General features: G+C 63.8%; 18 protein-coding genes and 1 pseudogene. 7 read left to right on the top strand and 12 right to left on the bottom strand.

All coding sequences use genetic code 11. The features are described 5' to 3' along the window. Positions 1-97: 97 nt before the first annotated feature. Entirely contained in the window at positions 98-760 is a 663-nt protein-coding gene (locus tag CXY73_RS09640) for a hypothetical protein (RefSeq protein ID WP_104135517.1), read from the bottom strand. Between the two features lie 660 nt (positions 761-1,420). Between CXY73_RS09640 and CXY73_RS22785 the strand changes: the two genes are divergently transcribed. Further along, positions 1,421-1,723 carry a hypothetical protein gene (locus CXY73_RS22785; protein ID WP_104135516.1) on the top strand — a complete coding sequence of 101 codons (303 nt, stop codon included), beginning with the start codon at positions 1,421-1,423 and terminating at the stop codon, positions 1,721-1,723. Positions 1,724-1,840: 117 nt separating this feature from the next. Here CXY73_RS22785 and CXY73_RS09625 read toward each other — a convergent pair whose 3' ends face one another. From CXY73_RS09625 to CXY73_RS09615, 3 genes are all read right to left on the bottom strand, one after another. Beyond that, on the bottom strand, positions 1,841-2,767 hold the full coding sequence (locus CXY73_RS09625; protein ID WP_104135515.1) for a carbohydrate ABC transporter permease: 927 nt from the start codon (positions 2,765-2,767) through the stop codon (positions 1,841-1,843). After that, the gene (locus tag CXY73_RS09620) at positions 2,764-3,654 is read right to left on the bottom strand and encodes a carbohydrate ABC transporter permease (protein ID WP_104177599.1); all 891 of its coding nucleotides are present in this window, start codon (positions 3,652-3,654) and stop codon (positions 2,764-2,766) included. Before CXY73_RS09620 ends, CXY73_RS09625 begins: the two co-directional genes overlap by 4 nt. Positions 3,655-3,745: 91 nt before the next feature. Next, the gene (locus CXY73_RS09615) at positions 3,746-5,023 is read right to left on the bottom strand and encodes an ABC transporter substrate-binding protein (protein ID WP_104135513.1); all 1,278 of its coding nucleotides are present in this window, start codon (positions 5,021-5,023) and stop codon (positions 3,746-3,748) included. A 588-nt stretch (positions 5,024-5,611) separates the two neighbouring features. Here CXY73_RS09615 and CXY73_RS09605 point away from each other — a divergent pair. Then, on the top strand, positions 5,612-5,821 hold the full coding sequence (locus CXY73_RS09605; protein ID WP_104177597.1) for a hypothetical protein: 210 nt from the start codon (positions 5,612-5,614) through the stop codon (positions 5,819-5,821). On the opposite strand, the pseudogene CXY73_RS09600 reads toward CXY73_RS09605, so the two are convergent. Beyond that, positions 5,818-7,191: pseudogene (locus CXY73_RS09600) on the bottom strand (L-lactate permease); the annotation flags it as partial. The gene CXY73_RS09605 and the pseudogene CXY73_RS09600 sit on opposite strands and share 4 nt — an antisense overlap. A 177-nt stretch (positions 7,192-7,368) precedes the next feature. Between CXY73_RS09600 and CXY73_RS09595 the strand changes: the two are divergent. Further along, positions 7,369-9,162, top strand: coding sequence for an L-lactate permease (locus CXY73_RS09595; protein WP_104177595.1), 1,794 nt, complete (start codon positions 7,369-7,371; stop codon positions 9,160-9,162). 156 nt (positions 9,163-9,318) lie between these two features. Here the strand turns inward: CXY73_RS09595 and CXY73_RS23560 are convergent, their stop codons facing one another. From CXY73_RS23560 to CXY73_RS09575, 5 genes are read right to left on the bottom strand one after another with little or no spacing between them, the layout of a single operon-like run. After that, positions 9,319-10,086, bottom strand: a complete 768-nt coding sequence (locus CXY73_RS23560; protein WP_369831232.1) for a (Fe-S)-binding protein — start codon at positions 10,084-10,086, stop codon at positions 9,319-9,321. After that, positions 10,079-12,253, bottom strand: coding sequence for an FAD-binding and (Fe-S)-binding domain-containing protein (locus tag CXY73_RS09590; protein WP_369831231.1), 2,175 nt, complete (start codon positions 12,251-12,253; stop codon positions 10,079-10,081). Before CXY73_RS09590 ends, CXY73_RS23560 begins: the two co-directional genes overlap by 8 nt. Before the next feature lie 50 nt (positions 12,254-12,303). After that, positions 12,304-14,082, bottom strand: coding sequence for a glyoxylate carboligase (gene gcl, locus CXY73_RS09585; RefSeq protein WP_104135509.1), 1,779 nt, complete (start codon positions 14,080-14,082; stop codon positions 12,304-12,306). Then, positions 14,075-14,998, bottom strand: coding sequence for a 2-hydroxy-3-oxopropionate reductase (locus CXY73_RS09580; protein ID WP_104135508.1), 924 nt, complete (start codon positions 14,996-14,998; stop codon positions 14,075-14,077). Before CXY73_RS09580 ends, gcl begins: the two co-directional genes overlap by 8 nt. A gap of 43 nt (positions 14,999-15,041) precedes the next feature. Beyond that, entirely contained in the window at positions 15,042-15,830 is a 789-nt protein-coding gene (locus tag CXY73_RS09575) for a hydroxypyruvate isomerase family protein (protein ID WP_104135507.1), read from the bottom strand. Positions 15,831-16,023: 193 nt separating this feature from the next. On the opposite strand from CXY73_RS09575, the gene CXY73_RS09570 reads away from it, so the two are divergent. Further along, entirely contained in the window at positions 16,024-16,785 is a 762-nt protein-coding gene (locus CXY73_RS09570; RefSeq protein WP_104135506.1) for an IclR family transcriptional regulator, read from the top strand. 59 nt (positions 16,786-16,844) lie between these two features. On the opposite strand, the gene CXY73_RS09565 is transcribed toward CXY73_RS09570, so the two are convergent. Continuing rightward, the gene (locus CXY73_RS09565) at positions 16,845-18,161 is read right to left on the bottom strand and encodes a helix-turn-helix domain-containing protein (RefSeq protein WP_104135505.1); all 1,317 of its coding nucleotides are present in this window, start codon (positions 18,159-18,161) and stop codon (positions 16,845-16,847) included. A 145-nt stretch (positions 18,162-18,306) separates the two neighbouring features. Here CXY73_RS09565 and CXY73_RS09560 point away from each other — a divergent pair, with 145 nt between their 5' ends. Then, positions 18,307-20,097 carry an NAD(P)/FAD-dependent oxidoreductase gene (locus tag CXY73_RS09560; RefSeq protein WP_104177594.1) on the top strand — a complete coding sequence of 597 codons (1,791 nt, stop codon included), beginning with the start codon at positions 18,307-18,309 and terminating at the stop codon, positions 20,095-20,097. Between the two features lie 225 nt (positions 20,098-20,322). Then, on the top strand, positions 20,323-20,517 hold the full coding sequence (locus CXY73_RS09555) for a hypothetical protein (protein ID WP_146072794.1): 195 nt from the start codon (positions 20,323-20,325) through the stop codon (positions 20,515-20,517). Between the two features lie 136 nt (positions 20,518-20,653). On the opposite strand, the gene CXY73_RS09550 is transcribed toward CXY73_RS09555, so the two are convergent. Next, positions 20,654-21,631 (bottom strand): NAD(P)H-quinone oxidoreductase, encoded by a 978-nt coding sequence (locus CXY73_RS09550; RefSeq protein ID WP_104135502.1) that lies wholly within the window; start codon positions 21,629-21,631, stop codon positions 20,654-20,656. 158 nt (positions 21,632-21,789) lie between these two features. Between CXY73_RS09550 and CXY73_RS09545 the strand changes: the two genes are divergently transcribed. Then, on the top strand, positions 21,790-22,005 hold the full coding sequence (locus CXY73_RS09545; protein ID WP_146071715.1) for a hypothetical protein: 216 nt from the start codon (positions 21,790-21,792) through the stop codon (positions 22,003-22,005). Positions 22,006-22,094 lie beyond the last annotated feature (89 nt).

Raw genomic sequence — 22,094 nt, 5'->3', positions numbered from 1 at the left:
GGGCAACAATCATGCCGGACCCGACAGGCCAACTCCCTCAGATACTCACACCATCCGAGGTTACAAACAAGGTAACGGGGGCGTGGCGGCGCCCAGGTCAGGCGAGACGCTCGAGAACGGTGCCCTCGCGCATCCGTTCGACACGCACGACGTGATCACGCAGGTCGCGCACGCCGCGCGGGATCGCGAGTTCGGCGACGTCCTGCCCTTTGGTCGCGGCGTGCGACCGGGTCGGATGCTGATAGTCCGCGATCGACAGAAAGGTGTCGCGCCCGCGTGGCTCCTTGCTGTGCCGCTGAGCGAAACCGGAGTTGATCGCGCTCAACTCGATCTCGTCTTCGTGCGCGGCGACCAGACTCTTCGTGTTCAAGGTGATCACTGTGTGGGCGTCGTCCCGATACGACCGGGCCCGCAGAAGTTCCTGCAGAAAGCGCGCCTGCAGGTGAAAAAACACCCGGTCGTTCACTGCGGCGTACCACTCGGCAAGCGTCATATCGTCGAGGGTATCCTCCAACGACGGCTCGTGAATCGCCTTTTGATGACGGATGACCGCGGTCCCGAATTCCCCATGCTCGAGCACGCGTGACTCACCGCGTCGCCTGCCGAGAATAGCGGCCTGCGGCGCGCCCTGTTTGACGCCCCAGCGGGTCACGAGCGCGGCCGGACTGAGCAGCCCGTGGCGCTCGATGGCTGGCCAGCTGCCATCGGCGGCCACGTGGTAGAGCTCGGGGTATAGACGGATTAGATCGCGAGACAGCACTTTTCGAGCGTACTCGCCGCCCGAGCCGCCTCGGTCCGTACCGCGCTACACCCCACGAACATCGAAGCCGTGTCGGTGGTCGGTGCTGTCTTGCGGTTACAGCATCGATCGTGCTCCTCTTCGATGAGGCCCATCTTTACAGTTCGCTTCAGGGTGACTGGCTCATCAACTAGGTGCAGACGCCCGGCTTTGGTGGGGCGGCTGAGCACGAGGGTGACGTCGTGGCCGCGGTGACAGACCGCACCCTGGCCGCTGCATCACGCTTGGCTGGCGAGAATTTCCGAAGTGCACAACAATCAACAAGGCGCACGAATCAGAAACGCCGCTGATGAGTGAACCCATGGCCCGGCCAGTGAATGCGCTGCAACGCTCAGTCCGCGTCGAGCGTGACCCAGTCTCGAATCAGGAGCGCATTGCCGCTGTGCAGGCCCAGGTAGCGGCCGACAAACTGCGCGGCATTCCCACAAAACAGTGGATTATTGACTTGGCGAAGACGTCTGCCCGAAGTCGCCGATGGCGGCGTCCCGCTCAGTATTTCTGAACAGCACAGTATTTCTGAACAGCACAGTATTTCTGAACAGCACAGCGTTTCTGAACAGCACAGCGACTCGGAACTATCGTGCGACGTAGCCTGTCGTCGATAACTGTCATCGGAATATTGTGTCGGCGGCCGAACAGCTCGTTCTGCCCGATGGTTACCGTCAGGGCATCCTGCCCTGCCATCGTCGCGGCTATGACCTGCGCAATTTCAGACGGCGCAGCATCCGTTTTGAAGGGGGCGAGCACGGTAATGTGCAGCGGCCGGTCCTCGACGGTGAAGCTCTCGCCGGTTTGAAGTGGCCTGAGCGGCAGAACGACAACGAGATGGGGCATGCGCCGATTCGAAGCCGCGGCGAGCTGCTGGACCGGGCGTGTATAACCGCGGAGATTATCGCCGTAAAGGGCCGCAATCGCCCGGAGTGATCAGCGGGATAACTCCGCAGTTCTGCACACCTCCTCAACGTTGTGCCCGCGCGGCCGGCCGAAGTGGATGCAGCCACAGCCGACCGAGACCGAGACCGAGACTGACCGCGCGAGAAGTTACTTGACCGATCCGCTCATGAGCCCGCCGATGAAGTACTTGCCGAGGATGATGTACACGAGCAGGGTTGGCAGCGATGCAATGAGCGCCCCGGCCATGGCCGTACCGTAATTGGCCAGTTGCGCACCCTGCGCGAGGTTGTTCAACGCGAGAGAGACCGGGCCACCGCTGGTGTCTGAGAGAAACATGGCGAACAGAAAGTCGTTCCAGGCGTTGGTGAACTGCCAGATGATCGTGACCACGAAACCCGGCAGCGACAGGGGCAGCACGATCGAGGCGAAGGTGCGCAGCATACCGGCGCCGTCCATGCGCGAGGCTTCCATGAGTTCCATCGGAATGCTCACGTAGTAGTTGCGAAAAATCAACGTGCAAATCGGCAGCCCGTAGATCACGTGCACCATGAGCAGCGTCGAGATATCGCTCGGCAGCCCGAGGGATGTCTTCATCTGCACCAGCGGCGTCATGATGGCCTGGTACGGAATGAACATTCCGAACAGGATGAACGTGAAGACGATGTCGGCGTGCGGAAACCGCCAGCGCGAGAGCACGAAGCCGTTCATGGCACCGACGAACGATGAAATCAGCGCTGCCGGAATGGCCAAGAGGAACGTGCGGCCGATCGACGGGGCGAGGGCAGCCCAGGCTCCGGTCCAGTTATCGAAGCCGGTGGGTCCGCCCGGGGCTACGCTCTCCCAGGGCCACCGCACCGGGAGCCCCCACGACGTTGACGCTGTGACGTCAGCCGGTGGTTTGAAGCTGGTCACGATGAGCACGTAAACGGGAATGAGTACCACGAAGACGAAGACAATCAGGAGCACGTATTTAAGCGTGCGCCCGATGGTGAAGCGGCGCGCCGGCTTGGGCGTGCGCGGGGCCGGATCAGCCCGAGGTCGTGAGACCGGGGGTGCTTCTTCGGTGACGGTCATCGGTTCGCCTTCTCTGAACGCCACGTTTGAATGAGGTAAGGGATGATGAAGAGCGACGCCAGTAGCAGCAAGATCGTGGCGATCGTGGCGGACTTGGCATAGTCATTCGAGGTGAGCGTGACCCACAGGTAGGTGGCGGGTACCTCGGTCTGGTAAATCGAACCGGTCACCGACATGATCAGGTCGAAGACCTTGAGCGACATGTGGCTCACAATAATCAATGCCGACAACGCGATCGGGCTCAGCTGCGGGAAGACCACGAAACGGTAGAGCTTCCACTCGGAGGCGCCGTCCATGCGAGCAGCCTCGCGCAACTCCTGCGGAACGCCGCGGAAGCCGGCCAGGAACAGGGCCATGACGTAGCCGGAAAGCTGCCAGATGGCGGGCATGGCGATGGCAGCCATGCCCCAGATGGGCTCATTCCACCAAGCGTTTTGCAGAAAGCCGAGCCCGAGGCTTTCAAAAATGCGGTTGAGACCGGATGCCCGATCACCCTCTGCGCTGTTGAGTAGCCAGCGCCACACCACACCGGAGGCAACGAACGAGATCGCCATCGGAAACAGGAAGACGGAACGGAAGACGCCTTCGGCGCTTACGCCCTTGTCGAGCATCCACGCCCAGATGAAGCCGAACAGCATCGTGCCAGCGATGAAGACAACCGTGAACATGACGAGGTTGAACAGCGAGTGCAGAAAACGATCCTCACCGAGGAGGGCCAGGTAGTTTTCGAGGCCCACGAACTCGGACTCGGGCGCGAGACTGTGCCGGTTGGTCGTGGAAACCTGAATGTTGGCGGCGATGAGGCCGTACACGAAGATTCCCAGGATGAGGATGGTGGGGGACACCAGCAGAAGCGGGGGTCCCCAGTTGCGTACTCCCTTGCGCACAATGCGCCTTTCCGTGCGTTGAATCGTTGCAGCGTTAGAGCACCCTGCTGGCGAGGCAGAGGCCTCGCCAGCAGGGTGCGGATGAAGCAGATTAGCCCAGTGCGCTCGAGGCAGCCGAGACCATTACAGCGATCAAAGCGTCGCTGTCACGGTCGGAACCGAACTTGCCAATGGCCGAGGAAAGGTCAGCCGACCAGGAGGCCGCCGCTGCAGCACCGTGCGCCAGGGAGCTGACGACGGTGTCTTCGCTGAACGACTTCAGCGCGGTCTGCTGGTAGGCCGGGTAATCGGATGCGACAGCATCCGTTCTTGCCGGAATGGAACCCTTGGCGATGTTGAACGCCTTCTGGCCCTCGGCTGAGCTGATCGTGGTCAGCCAATCGATGGCTGCCGCCTCGTGCGGGGCACCCTCGGGCAGGGTGAAGGAGTCAGCGAGGAAGTCGAAGATGCCCTCGGTACCCGGGGTGGCCCAGGTGGTGTACTCGGTGCCGTAGGTCTGGCCAGCCTGCACGAATGCAGCCTCGGCCCAGTCGCCCATGACGTTGTAGCCAGCGTTGCCGTCTAGCACGAGCTGCGTGGCGGCATCCCAGTCCAGTCCGACATAGTCGCTGTTGACGAAATCGAGCAGCTGGCTGTAGTGGTCAACGGCCGTCGCAACGCCGGGACCATCCCACGGGGTGGTACCGTCCCACAGGCCGGTGTAGCCCTCCGCGCCGAGATCGGCAATGAGCACATTCTCGAGCAGCTGCATCTGAGTCCACTCGGTGCCCAAGGAGAGGGGAGTTTCGACGCCGGAGTCCTTAAGCGTGGTGAGATCCGCAATCCAGGCGTCCATGTCGGCGGGCGCAACAGCCGGGTCGATGCCCGCGCTCTCAAGCACGTCGATGTTCACCCAAGTGACGTTGGCGCGGTGGATGTTGCTCGGCACCGAGTAGATCTTGCCATCGGAGGTGAGCTGGTCGATCAGCGTGGCTGGGAAGGCCTCGTTGAGACCGTTCTCTTCGTAGAAGCTGCTCAGATCCTGCAGCTGGCCGGCGGCAATGTAGTCGGTGAGCTCGGCACCGGCGTGGGCCTGGAAGGTGTCGGGCGGGTTGCTCGCCTCAAGCCGAGACGCGAGGGCGGCCTTGGCGTTCGAGCCTGCACCGCCGGCGACGGCGGCGTTGTTGAAGTCCACGTCGGGGTACTGTTCGTCGAAGACGGAGACGAGGGCGTCCAGTCCTACTTTTTCTGATCCGGAGGCCCACCAAGTGAAAACTTCAACCTGATTGGCGTTGCCGTCGTCGGCGCTCTCAGCGGCCGGGGAACAGCCAGCCAGGGCGAGGCCGGCCAGAGCCGCACCCGCGATAATAGATAGTCTTCTTTTGCGCATGTGATTTTCCTCCGTTGGACAACCTGCCCCCGATCTGCTGTGGTCGGGGGTGCCTGAGATACCGCGCATTTGCCAAAGGCAGCCGACAGACGTCGGCGCGCAAAGCGACGTGGGCAAGAGCCTCACTCCCAGCGTACGTTCGCCACTGGCTGAACGTCAAACTAGCAAATCTCACTTTTCCGATCGAAAATGACGGCGAAGTGCCTGGTCGGCCGGCAGAGTAGACGAAGGGGTGTAGTTTGCGGGCGACGATCGCCATGCCCCAATCACCGCAGGGCGTAGCCGACCTGATCTTGGAGCGGTACAACGCAATCATGACGAGTTCACCTCTGATTCTGAGCCCGATGATGCGCTCGTGCATGTTGACGAACTGCGTGCCTACGCTCTGCGCCCGGCCTCGCCTGACAGCGACGTGCCACGCCCAAATCTGATCCTCTTTCTGGGCGGTCAGGTCTAAGCCGACCTGACCGCCGAGGTGATGCAAAAGTTCATCACGGCGCGGCGTGATATCACGAAGCCGCCCGCGAAGTCGACCCGGCTCGGCGGGCACTTTTAGAAGACGACGAGATCGGCTGGCTGAATGAGCGGATGCGTGGCGGCTTTCGCCACCCGCTGATCGGCACCGCGCTGCCGTTTCTGCTGCCGCCCGGGCTTCACCACCTGAAATTCTGGGATGAGGCAATTTCCGAAGGGGCCTGGGGCAAGCCAGTCGCGCGGGTCGCTGAATGGCTGCGTCAGCTGGTCGATCTGGAGCGTGGGGGCACCATCCAGTTGAGTACGGGGGTGGATTGGAGCTAGATCAAGAGGGTGAGCAGCACGAGCAGGCCCAGGCTCCAGCCGATGAGCTTGCGTAGGAGCGTGCTCTCTGCGCCGGCGAGTCCGACGGCGGCTGCGGCTACGGCAAGATTCTGCACCGAGAGCATCTTGCCCAGCACCCCGGCTGAGGAATTCGCCGCAGCCATCAAGACCGGCGAGAGGCCAGCCGAGTTGGCGGCGGAGACCTGCAGCTGCCCGAACAGGGAGTTCGACGAGGTATCGGAGCCGGTCAAGGCCACACCGATCCACCCCGGCAGCGGGGAGAGCAGGGCGAAAAAACCGCCGGTAGAGGCCAGTGCGACGCCCAGTGTGCTGGCTTGTCCGGACAAATTCATGACGAACGACAGGGCGAGCACGGCGGTGACGGTGACGATGGTCCAGCGCAGTTGCAGCAGGGTTTCCCGGTAGATCCGCAGTTCCTGGCGGGGCGTGATCTTGTATAAGGCCATCAGGACCGCACCGGAGATCAGCACGGATGTGCCCGCTGCCTTGAGATGGTCCAGTTTGAAGAGCTGAGCTACAACCGGATTGCCGGCCGGGTCGATCACATTAAGTCCCGGCCACCGGAACGTCACGCTGCCGAAAGCGGTCAGCCAGGCCCTGACTATCGGCACTTGGGCAATCGAGAAGATCACGATAATGATCAGGTAGGGGGCGACGGCCGTCCATACCTGGCGCGCGCCGGGCCGCGTCGTTTTCACCGGCGCGGCATCGATCGATGACGCTGCCACAGCGAAGGAGGAGGCGGCAGTCGGCGTTCCGGCCCGAACTGCCAGCGCACCGCCGTTGTCGGCGGCGCCGGTCAGCACCTGCAGGTCATCCGCGGGTGCATTCGTTGCTGCCGCTGAGAATCCGATGGTTTCGCGCGGCTGCCAGAACCTCAACATGACCAGTACGGCGGCAATGGTCGCGAGGGCGGCAATCACGTCCACGAGTTCGACGGCGAGAAAGTTGGAAGCGAGAAACTGTGCCACCGCGAAGATAACGCCGGCGACTACTGCCACCGGCCAGGTCTGTTTCACGCCGCGCTTGCCGTCAACGATGAAGACCAACACGAGCGGCACCAGTAGGGCCATGAACGGGGTCTGTCGACCGATCATCGACGCGAGGTCATGAATGGGGAGCCCAGTGACGCCGCTGAGTGCGATGATCGGCGCCGCCACCGATCCGAAAGCCACCGGGGCAGTGTTGGCGAGTAGCGCCACCATCGCCGATTTGAGTGGTTTCATGCCGGCGGCCAGTAGCATGGCCGCGGTGATGGCCACCGGTGCCCCGAAACCGGCCAGTGCCTCGAGCAGGGCGCCGAAGCAGAAGGCGATCAGGATCGACAGAATCCGCATGTCATCACTAATGGGGCACCGAACATCGTGATGCGCTGGCTCTGGACCGTGGGTGCGGCCTTGTCAGTCATTGCCTGCGTCTAAAGGCGGCACATCCGTTGACCCTGAATGGAGCGACGCCCTAGAATGACATCCACAAAGCAATATTAAAATTTCACCATACGAAAATTGGTCAGAGAGGACCTAATCGTGGACAATCTTGCTGTGCTGAGCCTTCTAGCGCTGGCACCAATTCTGCTGGTGGGCATTTTGCTCGCCGGATTTCGATGGCCCGCCAAGTACGCCATGCCAGTGGGCTACATCGCGACCGTGATCGTGGCCCTCGTGGTGTGGAAGATGGACTTTCTCGGAGTCATCGCCGCTTCCCTCGAGGGAGTGATCATCGCGGCAACCCTGCTGTACATCGTGTTCGGTGCTCTCCTGCTGCTGTCAACGCTGACGGTCGGAGGAGCGATGTCCAGGATCCGCGCCGGGTTCAACAACATCTCGCCCGACCGGCGCATCCAGGCGATCATCATTGGGTGGTTGTTCGGAAGCTTCATCGAGGGCGCTTCAGGCTTTGGTACTCCCGCCGCGGTCGTCGCGCCGCTGCTGCTGGCGATGGGCTTCCCGGCGATGGCTGCCGTTATGGTGGGCCTCATCATCCAGAGCACGCCGGTGAGCTTCGGCGCGGTCGGCACCCCCATCATCGTGGGCGTCGGCGGCGGACTCGGCGGTGATCCGGCAGTGGCCGAACGCCTCTCCGTGCTCGGCGTCACGATGGCTGAGTTCGTGGCCTCGATTGGATTCCAGGTGGCGTCGATGCACGCGATCGTGGGACTACTCATTCCGCTGATTCTCGTGTGCATGCTCACGGGCTTCTTCGGCCCCGAGCGCCGTTTTCGTGACGGGCTCGCGATCTGGCCGTTCGCGCTCTACGCCTCGGTTGCCATGACCATCCCCTCGGTTCTCGTGGCCCGCTTCCTCGGCCCGGAATTCCCCTCACTGTTCGGCGGCCTCTTCGGACTCATCCTGGTGATGTTCACCTCAAGTAAGGGCTTCCTGATGCCGAAGAAGACCTTCGACTTCGGCCCGCGCGCCACGTGGAGCCCGCGCTGGATGGGAACAATAGAACCGGCGGCGGCACCCGTCGCATCCGCTCGTGGCATAAGTATCGTGAGTGCCTGGGCACCCTACGTGCTGATGGCCGTGTTACTGGTCGGCAGCCGGGTGATTACGCCGGTTACGGGATTCCTCACCGGCATCGCCATTCCGTTCAACAACATTCTGGGCACCGATATCTCTGCTGCCGTGCAGCCCTTCTACTCGCCGGCCTTCCTGCTCATTCTGGCGTCGCTGTTCGCCTATGCACTTCACCGCATGAACGGCAGGCAGATTCGCGAGACCTGGGTGGTCTCCGGCAAGCAACTCGCCGGAACCGCCGTGGCCCTGCTGTTCGCCGTGCCGCTCGTGCGCGTGCTGATCCAGTCCGGGCCGGACCTCAACATGTCCGATCTCTCGAGCATGCCGGTGACCCTTGCCGAGGGCGCCGCGGCCGTCTCGGGTAGTTCCTGGCCGTTCATCGCCCCGTTCATCGGAGCGCTCGGAGCGTTCGTCGCCGGTTCCAATACCGTGTCGAATCTCACATTCTCCCAGTTCCAGTTCTCCACCGGTAACGCCATCGGGGTCAACCCGGAGCAGGTGGTGGTCGCACAGGCTGTAGGAGGCGCCGGCGGAAATCCGATCGCCATCCACAACATCGTTGCAGCCTCGGCGACGGTGGGACTGCTCGGCCGGGAGGGAGACCTGCTGCGCAAGACGATCCTGGTCACGCTGTACTACTGCATCGCAGCCGGCTCGATTTCGTTCATTTTCATTTACGGCCTCGGCTTCAACCTCGGCTCGATCATGCTCGTGCTGCTCATGACGACGCTCGGGCTGATCGTGCGCTGGATGTTGCGCCAGAAGGCGGCCGTGCTGGCCCCCGAACCGACGCGCGTTTAGTACCGTCACCCGGCAGCGGGCGGCAGCGGAGGCATCCGTTGTCGCCCGCTGTGTTGTTCCGGGCGCGCACAAAAAACCGGAGAATGTGAGACACGCGACGCGGGTTGGCGATTCACCACAGCATGTCTCAGAAACCCCGGTTTCAGAGAGGTGGGCCTACGGCCGGGTGACTTCTTCGAGCAACTCGAGTACGTGGCGATACGGCTTGCCGGTGGCACGCGTCATTCCGAGCTCGCAGGTGCGGTTGCAGGAGGCGTGGGCGGTGGCGTCCATGGCGACGACGTCCGCGGCTTGGGCGCGCGTGGCGGATGCGGTGAGTTCGGGGTGGAGCATTCCTCGGTCGCCGGCGAACGCGCAGCAACCCCAGTTCTCGGGGATCTCGACGTGTTCGGCGATGGCATCGGCGACGGTATCGAGGGCCGGGTTGATGCCCATCCGGGTCGAGGAACAGGTGGGGTGCAGCGCGAGAGACTCGATTTTTTTATACCCCGGCAAGCCCGGCAGGATGTGGATGGCTGCGAACTCGACCGCGTCAATGACGGTCAAGGGCCGCGCGCTGGTGTCGCCCTCGATGATGTGGCGCAGGCCCTCGGTGCAGGAAGAAGCATCACAGACGACAGGCAGTTCGCCCTCGCCGGTGGCGGCGCGCAGGACGGCAAGGGTTTTTTGGCTCATGGTGGCGAGCCCGTCGGCCATGCCCTTGGACGACCATGGTGTGCCGCAGCATAGGGCATCGATTCCGGCCGGAACGAGGAGGGTGATGCCGGCGCGTTCGCACAACTGCTCGAAGCTGACCTGTACGCCGCAAGTTCCGGTAGTGGCCGGACCGAACATTGTTTGCACGCAAGCGGGAAAATAGACGGCCTGCGGCGCATCCGCTGGCAAGGCACGCTGCCGGGTGATTTCCGACGGTGGATTACGCATGGCTGGTTTCGCTTTCTTCAACTTTGATGGATGGGTGCGCCTTGGGCGCAGTCGTCACCGCCCGACGTTTACGGCTGGCGCCGCCAGCGGGCAATTCAGGGGAATAGAGGGGCACGGCGTCTGTGCCGAGCACGGCGCGGGCCAGCTTGTTGGGCGCGAGGATGACGCCGACGGGTACCGTGCGAACCACATTCAGGGCCACGCCAGCACCCCGAGACACGGCGCCCCAGTTCTTCGCGGCAACATTCCAGATTGCTTTCTCGACCGGGTTGGCGTCGTCCCGGCGCAGGCGTTTCATGAGGTCGCCGGTGTTGATCGTGACCGGGCAGGCTGTCTGGCACATGCCGTCGGCGGCGCAGGTCTGCACGGCGTCGTACTCGTAATCTTTTTCCAGCTCGGCCACCAGGGCGAGATTGCCATCGAGCCGGGCCTGCTCGATTGCACGCAGCGATACGATGCGCTGCCGGGGTGTGAGCGTCACGTTACGGCTCGGGCACACCGGTTCGCACCAGCCACACTCGGTGCAGCGGTCTACTTCGCTTGCCACGGCTGGGATGGCTTTGAGATCTTTGAGGTGCGCGTTCGGATCATCATTGATGAGCACACCCGGGTTGAGCAGGCCGGCCGGGTCGAACAATACCTTGATGCGCCGCATGACGTCATAGAGCTCGTCGCCGTATTGGCGTTGCACGTAGGGTGCCATTACGCGCCCGGTACCGTGCTCGGCCTTGAGCGAACCACCCTCGCCGAGCACGAGGTCGACGAGGTCTTCGGTGAACCGGCTGAACCGTTCCAGCCCGGTCGGGCTGCTGAAATCGTCGGTGAGCATGAAGTGCACGTTGCCGTCTTTGGCATGACCAAAAATCATGGAGTTCTCGTACGCGTACTTGGCGAACAGCCGAATGAGTTCCATGCAGGTGCGGGCGAGCGCCGGCACGGGAACCACGATGTCTTCGAGCAGGGCGTTCGTGCCCTGCGGCCGGGTGCCACCCACGGCTGGGATGATCCCCTTACGCAGATACCACAGCTGGCCGCGGATGCCCGCATCGGTTGTGAAATCGGCCGGCAGGGTGAGATTCAGCGTGTTGACGGTCTGCATGCCGGTCTCAAGCAGCTGCGCTAGTTTCTCGGACGACTCGGCGTGGTATTCCACGAGAAGGGCGGCGTGCTCCTGAACAACGAGGTCGAGCACGATGGCCGGGGCACCGGGCATTTGCTGCCCCACGGTCAGCGATAACGCGTCCATGAGTTCCAGGGTGGCCGCGCCGGTCGCCACGAGGGCGGGCAGCGCGGCTGTGGCGGCTTCGAGCCCGGGAAATACGAGCAGCGCCGTCGTCACATGCGGCAGTTTGGGCACGGTACGAAATACCGTCTCGGCCACGAAGCCCAGCGTGCCCTCGCTGCCCACAATCAGGTGCGCGAGCATGTCTACCGGCCGGTCGAAGTCCAGAAGGGAATTCACGCCGTACCCCATGGTGTTTTTCATCGAGAACTGCTGCCGAATGGTGGCGACGGATGCCGGATTACTCCGGGTGCGCCGTGCGAGTTCGAGCAGGCCGTTGTATAAGACCGGCTCCCGCTTCAGGAGCTGGTCGTCGGCATCCGCTGCCCCGGTGTCAACGACGGTGCCGCTGGGCAGCACCACAACGACCGATTCGAGGGTCTGGTAGGTGTTATCGACGGTGCCGCACGCCATTCCAGAGGAATTGTTTGCCACGACGCCGCCAATGGTTGCCGCGGACTCGCTGGCCGGGTCGGGCCCGAACTTGCGGCCATACTTGGCCAGCCGGATATTCACGGCGCGCACAGTGGCGCCCGGCTGCACCCGCACCCGGAGGCCGTCGTCGAGTACCTCGATGTTCTTGAAGTTGCGACGCACATCGACCAGCACCCCGTCGGTGATGGCCTGCCCGCTCAGGCTAGTGCCTCCCGACCGGAACGTGAGGTGTGCGCCCTGCGCCGCAGCGGCGCACAGGAGCGCGCCGACCTCGGCAGCGTCCGTGGCCACCACGACCGCCTGCGGGATCAGCAGGAAATGTGAGGCATCGTGGGCGTTGGCGTACCGGTCGAGGGCCCGGGTCTTCACCCGGGCTGGGTCGGTCACGGCCGCGCGGAGCGCACCGAACATGATGCTGGCGCTCGGGGCGTTAACGGTTGTTGTACTCACAAGAACTCCTTTGTTCGTGAATTGCACGTGCACTAGGTCAAAAAGGCGAGTCAGACCGCGAAGGAGAGCGCGGTGGGCACATCGGTTGCTGTCTCGGCCAGGGCTTCAAACTCGGTCACGGCATCGATCTCGGCGGCGGCCATCGAGATATTCGTGACCCGCTCGAGGATGACCTCGACGACCACGGGAACCCGGAACTCGGCCATCCAATCCCGTGCCTGCGCGAACGCTGCCTGCAGATCGTCGGCTTCGCGCACCCGGATGGCTTTACAGCCGAGGCCCTCGGCCACCTTGACGTGGTCGACGCCGTAGCCCTCAAGCTCGGGCGAGTTGATGTTCTCAAACGCGAGCGACACCTGATAATCCATGTCGAACCGGCGCTGCGCCTGCCGGATCAGGCCGAGATAGGAGTTGTTCACGACGACATGGATGTACGGGATGTGGAATTGAGCGCCCACCGCCAGTTCTTCGATCATGAACTGAAAGTCGTAGTCGCCGCTGAGCCCGACGACCGTTTTCGTCGGATCGGCCACGGCTACCCCCAGGGCAGCAGGCAGCGTCCAGCCGAGGGGACCGGCCTGGCCGCAATTGATCCAGTGCCGCGGGTGGAACACATTGAGAAACTGTGCCCCGGCAATCTGAGAGAGCCCGATCGTGGTCACATATCGGGTCTCGGTGCCGAATGCCCGATTCATCTCCTCATACACGCGTTGCGGTTTCATCGGCACATTGTCGAAGTGCGTCTTGCGCTGCATCGTGTTCTTGCGGTGTACGCAGCTCTCAACCCAGCTCTCCCAATCGGGCAGTCCGCCTTGGGCCTTGCATTCCCGTGCCAGTTCAACCAGACCGCGAAGCGCAGCTGCGGCATCGGAGACGATGCCGAAGTCTGGTGAGAAGATCCGCCCTATCTGGGTGGGCTCGATGTCAATATGAATGAACGTACGGCCTTTCGTGTACGTGTCGAGGCCGCCAGTGTGCCGGTTGGCCCAGCGGTTACCGATGCCGAGAACGAAATCCGATTCGAGCATGGTCGCATTGCCGTAGCGGTGCGAGGTCATCAGTCCCACCATGCCAGCCGCGAGCCGGTGGTCGTCGGGGATGCTGCCCCAGCCCATCAGCGTGGGAATAACCGGAACATTTAACACCTCGGCGAGCTGCACTAGCTGCTCCGAGGCATCCGCGTTGATCACGCCGCCGCCGGCGATGATCACCGGGCGCTTGGCCAGCAGCAGCATGGCGAGTGCCTTCTTCAGCTGGGCAACCGATGCTGCGGGCCGGGCTACCGCCAGTGGCTCATAGGTGTCGATGTCGAACTCGATTTCGGTGAGCTGCACATCGATCGGCAGGTCGATCAAGACCGGGCCCGGACGGCCGGAGCGCATCAGATAGAACGCCTTCTGGAAGACGCCGGGAACCTGCCCGGCCTCGAGCACGGTGACGGCCATCTTGGTGACGGGAGCCGCAATAGAAGCGATGTCGACGCCCTGGAAGTCTTCCTTGTGCAGCTTGCTCACCGGAGCCTGGCCGGTGATGCAGAGGATGGCCGTCGAGTCGGCCCATGCAGAGTAGAGCCCGGTCATCATGTCGGTGCCGGCCGGCCCGGAGGTGCCGATGCACACGCCGATGTTGCCGGCTTTGGTGCGGGTGAATCCTTCGGCCATGTGCGACGCACCCTCTACGTGGCGGGCCAGGATGTGGTCGATGCCGCCGTGAGCGCGCATGGCCGAGTAGAACGGGTTGATGGCGGCGCCCGGAACGCCGAAGGTCTGGGTGGCTCCCTCTTTCTCGAGGATGGCGACGGCGACGTCGACTGCACGCATTTTAGACATGTGGTTCTCCCTGGAGCTGAATCGTCGGTGTTTCGGTGTGCGAGCGGCCGGACATCTGCTCGACCAGCAACAGCAGAGCCGAGTGATCGAGCGAACCGTGGCCTTCGGCACGCAGGGCGCCCATCAGCTGGGCCACCATCGCACCCAGCGGAATGGCGACGCCGGCGGCGCGGGCAGCGGCGGTGACGATGCCCAGGTCCTTGTGGTGCAGGTCGACCCGGAAACCCGGTTCGAAGCGGCGCGCCACCATTGAGGCCGCCTTGCGGTCCAGGATTCGATTGCCGGCCAGTCCGCCGGCCAGAACCTTGACGGCGGCCTCGGTGTCGACCGAGTGTGCCTCCAGAAATACGAGCGCCTCGGCGACGAGCTGGATGGTACCGGCAACGATGAGCTGGTTAGCGGCCTTGACCGTCTGGCCAGACCCGGCCGGACCGACGTGCACGACGGTGCTTCCCATCGCGTCGAGTAGGCTGCGAACGGCCTCGACGTCGGCGGCGTCCCCGCCGACCATGATCGACAGGGTGCCCTCGATCGCGCCGGCCTCGCCGCCGGAGACGGGGGCGTCGACGGCCTTGAGCCCGGCCTCCCGTGCAGCGTTGGCGAGGCGAACGGTAACATCGGGACGGATTGTGCTGGTGTCAATCCACGTAGCATCGGCCGGGGTGTTGGCGAAGACGCCGTCCGGGCCGCCGACGACGTTTTCGACATCGGGCGAGTCGGGCAGCATCGTGAACACGACATGGGCATCCCGCACGGCTTCGGCGATGTTGGCCGCGCCGCGGCCGCCCGCGGCAATCAATTGATCGATTCGTGCCGGGCTGCGGTTGAAACCGATGACGTTGTGGCCGGCTTTGACGAGATTGATCGCCATGGGAAGGCCCATGATCCCCAGGCCGATGACGGCAACATTGATCATTTTCGTTGTCCTTTTCTAAATGGTGGCGGATGCGCGTGGTCGGTTAGACAGCTTCGAGCCAGGCAAACGGATAAGCCGTGGTCGTCTTGTACTCAAGCCCGATGGCGCCCTGGTAGCCGAGCTCCTGACTGCGCGCGAGCCACTCGTGAATCGGTAGGGTGCCCGTTCCTGGTTCGCCGCGACCGGGTGCGTCGGCAATCTGGATGTGGCCGAATTCGTGTGCGTGTTCGGCGATCACGGCTTCGACGTCGTCACCGTTGACGGCGAGGTGGTAGAAGTCGGCGAGCAATTTGATGTTCGTGTCGCCGGTCTCGGCGCGCACCCGGTCGATAACGGACAACACGTCGGTCGCCGTTCGCAGGGGATACTTCGGCGCCCCGCTCACTGGCTCAAGCAGCACGGTGCCACCGATCAGGGCGACGGATCGCGCGGCGAGGGAGAGGTTTTCGATAGCGAGCTCGTCTTGTTCCTCGGCGGTGACGCCGTCGATACGGTTTCCGTAGAGGGCATTGAAGGACGTGCAGCCGAGGCGCTCGCCGATGCCGGCCGCGACCGCCAGGTTGTCTCGGAACTCGTTGGAACGGGCGGGCCAGGAGACCAGACCCCGGTCCCCGGCCGGCATGTCCCCGGCCGCGAAGTTCAAACCGGTTAGTCGAACATCGGCGTCCGTGATCGCGTTCTCAAAGTCGGCAATCTCCGTTTCGGTGGGAACTGCGGCGGCAAAGGGCCACCAGAACTCGACCGCGTTGAAGCCGGCGGCCTTCGCCGCGGCCGGGCGCTGGAGTAACGGCAGCTCGGTCAGGAGGATGGAGCAGTTTACGGTGTACAGCATGGGCATCCTTGCTCGAGTCGACAAATGAGCGACTTTGATCCACATATATTTCGCATCGTGGAAGTTAGTTTCTGTTATACGAAAAGACTATGGTTAGTGCGGCCCCGCGTCAACTGCTGTGTACTCTGGGGAACCGGGCGACGATTTCCGCAATGCGGATATCTGTTGTTACACACGGTCTGGAGGCCTGGAGATGGCAGAACGCGCAGCTGGTAGCGGGGTGCAGTCCGTGGAACGGGCTTTTGAACTCCTGGAGCTGATCACGGCTGCCGGTGGAGAGGTGATGCTGAGTGAGCTCGCGGCCTCTACCGACCTGCCACTGCCCACTATCCATCGACTGCTGCGCACGCTGATGACCAAGGGGTACATTCGCCAGCTCGCCAACCGGCGGTACGCTCTGGGCCCCGGACTCATTCGCCTCGGAACGGCAGCCAGCAAGCAGCTGGGCGCCCACGCTGGCCTGCAACTTCGGTCGCTGGTCGATCAACTCGGGGAGACGGCGAACATGGCCGTTCTCGATGCCGACATGGCGTTGTACATCGCCCAGGCTCCGTCCAAACACTCCATGCGCATGTTCACGGAGGTCGGCCGACGCGCGCATGCTCACGCTACCGGGGTCGGCAAGGCCATTCTGGCGCAGCTGGGCGATGACACCGTGCGCGTCATAATGGCCAGGACTGGCATGCCAAGGCCCACGACCATGAGCATCGGAACGGTGGATGATCTGCTGGCCGATCTGGCTCGGATCCGGGAACGCGGCTACTCCATTGACGACGGCGAGCAGGAACTCGGTGTGCGCTGCTTTGCGATGGGGGTTCCGAATGCGCCGACGCCCACCGCCATCAGTGTGTCCGGGCCGGTGTCGCGGGTCGACGATGCGTTTGCGCAGCGTGCCATTCCCGCGCTGCGCGCCGCTGCGGACTCCATTTCTCTGGACCTGAATCCGGCAGCCTAGGTGGCTTCGGATGCGGTGCTGCGCCTCAGTCCCTCTCGTACGCAGCCCTCCCCATGGTTCTAGCCGCCGAGCTCGAGGTCGATGCGGCTGAGGCGGGCGAGCGACGCTAGATAGGCGGCATCTTCGAAACCGACCACCCGGCCGAGGATCGGCACGGCGGCGCGGTCATCGCTGCCCATCTCGGTTGCGCACCAGAGGCGCAGCAGCTCGGCGTTTCCACTGGCGCGAATGGATGCCCCCACCGCGTTCGTGAGCTCGGCGCGCAGCGGTTCGATAGCCCGGGCGGTCGACCGGACCAGTAACGGGGCGGTGTACGCCGCGAGGGCAGCAGCCACCTGCCCGCCGCGCACCAATCGTAACACGCGCGCCGAGTCAGACGAGCCGCGCAGGCTGGGTGCGAGGCGATACGGCGTGGATTCCAGCGCGTCGCCGAGCACCCGGCGAATACGGTGCATCTCAATGCGGATAGCCGAGGCGGAACCGGTCTCCCCATGAACGGCATAGGCGAGTTCGTCGGCGCTCCAGCCGCGCTCCCGTGACTCAAGCAGGGCCAGAATCTCCGCGCGGCGCAGCGACAACGGCATCCGACTGCTGTCGGCGCCGAGTACCGACGGGCTCTCACCGAGCAGCTCGAGCGAGAGTACAGATGAAACCATCAATGAGCGCCCGGCAGCCACCGACCCGGACCGACGCGCCGGTTCTCGTCGCGCCGCCCGCAACAACTCCTCGGCCACCCGAACCCCGCACTTGACCATCCGCATGCTGTCGGCCGTGACCGTGTTGAGTGGCCCGGACACGTTTAAAACCCCGATCACCACGCCACTATCCGGGTCTCGAATGGGTGAGGCCGTACACGCCCACTCGTGGTGCGTGCGCACGAGATGTTCGGCCGAAAATAACTGCGCGGCGCGCCCACTCAGCACCACTTCGCTGATGGCGTTGGTGCCCACGCCGGCCTCGGACCAGTCAGCGCCCTCCACGAACTCAAGCCCGTCGGCCTGCCGCATGGCCGAGCGACTGCCGACCCGCCACAGTACCTCGCCGCGAGCGTCGGCGAGCACGAGCAGGTGCTGCCCATCCGCGCTCTCATCGGCCAGAAGTTCGCTGAGTGCCGGCATCACGGTCTCTAGCGGATGCCCACGGCGCAGCGCCACGACGTCGGCCACCTCGTGCAGATGCCGAGGCAGGTGCCGGTCGGGGTCGATGCCCGCGGCCAGGGAACGTTGCCAGGATTCCCACACCGCGGCGGTGATCGCCGGCGGTGGCGCATCGGCCTGGGCGCGTTCGTGGGCCGCGCGGAGTATCCGTTCATATTCTTTGGGGCAGGAGAATCGCTGGCCAGCTGTGAGAACCGGGGTGCTCGGCCCGTAGGACATGCGCTGTCTCCTCCATTGGATCCGACGATGACGCCGATCAGAAGCACCGGGTGTAACGCCGATGTAACCCCTGCGGCCCTGTACTTGAACATACAGGTCGCGTCCGACACAGGGCTGACCTTCCGCTGGATCACAAAGGAGTGACATGCCCGATTCACCGAGCACCGTCGTCGACAACTGGCTCGCCCGGTTCGACACGGCCCTGCAGAACCGAGATGTCGACGGCGCCGCGGCGCTGTTTGCCGACGATTGCTACTGGCGCGATTTCGTGTCCTTCACCTGGAATTTGAAGACCCTCGAAGGTAAAGCCGACATCAAACGGATGCTCACCGCCACCCTCGACGAAGTGCGCCCGCACAACTGGGCGCTCGCCGAACCCGCGACCGGGGACGCCGGTGCTGCCGAGGCGTGGGTGACCTTCGAAACCGGCCAGGCCCGCGGGTACGCACACCTGCGCCTGCACGCTGGCCGGTGCTACACCCTGCTCACCACAATGCAGGAACTCAAGGGTTTCGAAGAAAAGAAAGGCCGTAACCGCGAACAGGGCGTCTCCCACGAAATTGCGAAGGGCCGCACCTCGTGGCTCGAGGAGAAAACCGCCCAGGAGGCGCGGCTCGGCTACGAGGAACAGCCGTACTGCGTGATCGTGGGCGGCGGGCAGGGCGGCATCGGCCTGGCTGCCCGCATGCGCCGGCTCGGCGTTCCCACGATCGTGATTGAGAAGAACGCCAGAGCTGGGGATTCGTGGCGTAACCGGTACAAGTCGCTGCACCTGCACGACCCGGTGTGGTACGACCACCTGCCCTACCTGAAGTTTCCCGAGGACTGGCCGGTCTTCGCCTCGAAAGACAAGATCGGCGACTGGCTCGAGCACTACACGAGCATCATGGAACTCAACTACTGGTCGAGCACCGAATGCACGAAGGCGACCTTCGACGAGGATGCCCAGGAGTGGGTGGTCGAGGTCATGCGCGACGGCACGCCGGTCACCCTACGCCCCAAGCAGCTGGTCTTCGCGCTCGGCGTCTCTGGCTACCCCAACACGCCGGTCTTTGCGGGTGCCCGGTCTTTCAAAGGTGAACAACACCATTCCTCGCAGCATCCCGGTGGGGGCGACTACACCGGCAAAAAGGCCGTCGTGATCGGGTCGAACAACTCGGCCCACGATATCTGCGCCGACCTGTGGGAGCACGGCGCCGACGTCACCATGGTGCAGCGCTCGTCGACACACATCTCCCGCAGCGACTCACTCATGGACCTCGCGCTCGGCGGACTCTACTCTGAGCAGGCGCTGGCCAACGGAGTGACCACCGAGAAGGCCGACCTGCTCTTTGCTTCGCTGCCGTACCGCATTCTGCCGTCCGCGCAGATTCCGGTCTTCGAGCAGATGGCAAAGCGTGACGCCGACTTCTACTCAAAGCTGAGCGATGTTGGTTTCGATTTGGATTTTGGAACGGATGGCTCGGGCCTGTTCCTGAAATACCTGCGCCGCGGGTCGGGCTATTACATCGACGTGGGCGCCTCGCAGTTGCTGATCGACGGCCGGGTCGCCGTGAAATCGGGCCAGCTCGATCACATCACGCCCACCTCCGTGGTTCTCGCCGACGGCACCGAGCTGGACGCGGACCTGATCGTGTACGCCACAGGGTACGGCTCCATGAACGAATGGCTGGCCGACCTGGTTTCACCGGAGGTCGCCGACCAGGTCGGCCGTTGCTGGGGCTACGGCTCCGACACCCCGAAGGACCCGGGGCCGTGGGAGGGGGAGCTGCGCAACATGTGGAAGCCCACGAACGTGCCGCAACTCTGGATTCACGGCGGCAACCTACACCAGAGCCGGCACTACTCGAACTACCTCGCGCTGCAGATCAAGGCACGCATGGAGGGGCTTGACACCCCGGTGTACGAGGTGCAGGAGTCCCACTACACCCGCTGAGTCGCTCGTTCGCTCGCTCGACTGCTCGCGCCCGGTTTGCTGGCCCGGTGAGGTGCTGCCACTGCACTTCATCGTGCACAGTCCGTGCCTCACGACGGGAGAACCCGACTCGAGCACTCAAGACAGGCCACAGCGATAGCTCACGAGGTGGTGTCGACAAAAAGTGGCCCTCGGCTTTCCTATTTTCGGCGCTGGCGCCGGAGTGGTCGTCGCCTCGGTCACCACGTGGTCTCCATGGCCATGATGCTGGCCGTCGTGCTGTCGGTCGGTTTCGGCTCGGAGCTCAGCTGGATCGTCGTAATTATCGGCGGTGTCCTGCTCGGCGTGATCACGGGGTCACGCCCGCCTTCACCCAGCCGTGGACCGAGCTGGCTCGCGCCGCTGCAGCCGAACAGACGTAGCCGCTCGACAGAGAAGTGAGGGGGTCGCACCGGTCGGTGCGGCCCCTTTTTTATATCGGCGCGCGAAGGCTGCTCGCGCGAAGGCTGCTCGCGCGAAGGCTGCTCGCGCGAAGGCTGCTCGCGCGAAGGCTGCTCGCGCTGACTTCACGGTCGGTTCAGGGCACCAGCACGATCTTGCCGACGTGAGTCGATGATTCCAGCCGCCGATGCGCATCCGCTGCACTCGCAAACGAGAACCGGCCGTCGATCACCGGTCGAAACTCACCCGACGCGATCCACGGCCAGACCGCCGATTCCAGGGAACGCAGAATGGCGACCTTTTCGGCCAGCGGCCGCGACCGCAGGGTGGTGCCCCAATAGCGGGCGCGCTTCTGCATGAGGCGAAATGGGTCGAACCGGGCCGGTTCGCCGCTCTGGTTGGCGAGCACCATGATGCGCCCGTTCACCGCGACCGCCTCAATATTGCGGGCTGCATAGCCGCCACCCATGATGTCCAGGATCACGTCGGCACCGTGACCGTCGGTGGCGGTGTTGATCTCGGCGACGAAATCCTGTTCCCGGTAGTTGACCAGAATCTGCGCCCCCAGGCTTTCGCACACGGCGAGTTTCTCGGCGGATCCGGCCGTCACGGCCACATGGGCATCCATGAGGCGGCCGAGCTGGATGGCGGTCGTGCCGATTCCGCTCCCGCCGCCGTGCACGAGCAGTGTTTCTCCGGGCTGGAGCGCAGCGTCCATGAACACGTTCGACCACACGGTGGCCAGGGCTTCCGGCAGGGCTGCGGCGTCGATGAGGTCCATTGACAGTGGCACCAGTAACGCCAGGTCTTCGTGCACCACGGCTTCAGTGGCGTAGCCGCCGCCGGCGAGCAGCGCACACACCCGATCGCCGATGCCGAACCGGGTCACGTCGTCGCCTACCTCGATGACCACGCCAGACACCTCCAGCCCCGGCCACTGTGGCGCGTCGGCCGGTGAGGGATAATTGCCCTGCCGTTGCAGGATATCCGCTCGGTTCACGCCCGCCGCTGCGACCTCCAAACGGATGTCGTGGGCCCCGACAACGAGATCGGGCACCGTCGTCAGGGTGAGGGATTCAGGACCACCAGGAGAGTTCACGATAATTGCGCGCATGTCCGCAGCCTACGCGCGGGGTACGACACGACCAACAGCGTCGAGGTGTCAGCCGGCGGGCATTCGTTTCAACGACGCGTCGCCCCTATCGGCACTGCCGAACTCGGCGCATCATTGAGATGTGGCTCTCGACTCTGGCCGCTGAACAGGAGATTCTCATGAGTGAGATCGTTCTGCCACCAATCGATCGCTGGTGGCCGTACCTTGACATTGACTTCAAGCACGAGATCCTCGCGAACTTGGACGCCCCCTTGAGTCCCAAGGCGCTGGCCGAAGTCGCCCGCTTGTGTGACTCGATTATCGAGCCAGGCCCGGCGACACTCTCCGATCGTGAGAAGGAATACATCCGCACTCAAATCGAAGTCGTCGACTGACGCTCGCGCTGCGCGAGATGACGGAAGAGGGCAGCGGTCGCTATGCGCTCCGCAAGGTCCTTCGGGCCGTCCTTTTGCCCCCTGACCTA

Source organism: Cryobacterium sp. Y50 (assembly GCF_002929805.1).
GTDB lineage: Bacteria > Actinomycetota > Actinomycetes > Actinomycetales > Microbacteriaceae > Cryobacterium.
Note: the sequence above shows the minus strand (reverse complement) of the source record. Positions and strands in the feature narration are given on the sequence as shown.

Coding starts and splice junctions, on each gene's coding strand:
- CXY73_RS09605 (WP_104177597.1), top strand. CDS start 5,612: ATGCGTGGCGGCTTTCGCCACCCGCTGATCGGCACCGCGCTGCCGTTT.
- CXY73_RS09625 (WP_104135515.1), bottom strand. CDS start 2,767: ATGACCGTCACCGAAGAAGCACCCCCGGTCTCACGACCTCGGGCTGAT.
- CXY73_RS09560 (WP_104177594.1), top strand. CDS start 18,307: ATGCCCGATTCACCGAGCACCGTCGTCGACAACTGGCTCGCCCGGTTC.
- CXY73_RS09575 (WP_104135507.1), bottom strand. CDS start 15,830: ATGCTGTACACCGTAAACTGCTCCATCCTCCTGACCGAGCTGCCGTTA.
- CXY73_RS09580 (WP_104135508.1), bottom strand. CDS start 14,998: ATGATCAATGTTGCCGTCATCGGCCTGGGGATCATGGGCCTTCCCATG.
- CXY73_RS23560 (WP_369831232.1), bottom strand. CDS start 10,086: ATGCGTAATCCACCGTCGGAAATCACCCGGCAGCGTGCCTTGCCAGCG.
- CXY73_RS09615 (WP_104135513.1), bottom strand. CDS start 5,023: ATGCGCAAAAGAAGACTATCTATTATCGCGGGTGCGGCTCTGGCCGGC.
- CXY73_RS09565 (WP_104135505.1), bottom strand. CDS start 18,161: ATGTCCTACGGGCCGAGCACCCCGGTTCTCACAGCTGGCCAGCGATTC.
- CXY73_RS09550 (WP_104135502.1), bottom strand. CDS start 21,631: ATGCGCGCAATTATCGTGAACTCTCCTGGTGGTCCTGAATCCCTCACC.
- gcl (WP_104135509.1), bottom strand. CDS start 14,082: ATGTCTAAAATGCGTGCAGTCGACGTCGCCGTCGCCATCCTCGAGAAA.
- CXY73_RS09570 (WP_104135506.1), top strand. CDS start 16,024: ATGGCAGAACGCGCAGCTGGTAGCGGGGTGCAGTCCGTGGAACGGGCT.
- CXY73_RS09545 (WP_146071715.1), top strand. CDS start 21,790: ATGAGTGAGATCGTTCTGCCACCAATCGATCGCTGGTGGCCGTACCTT.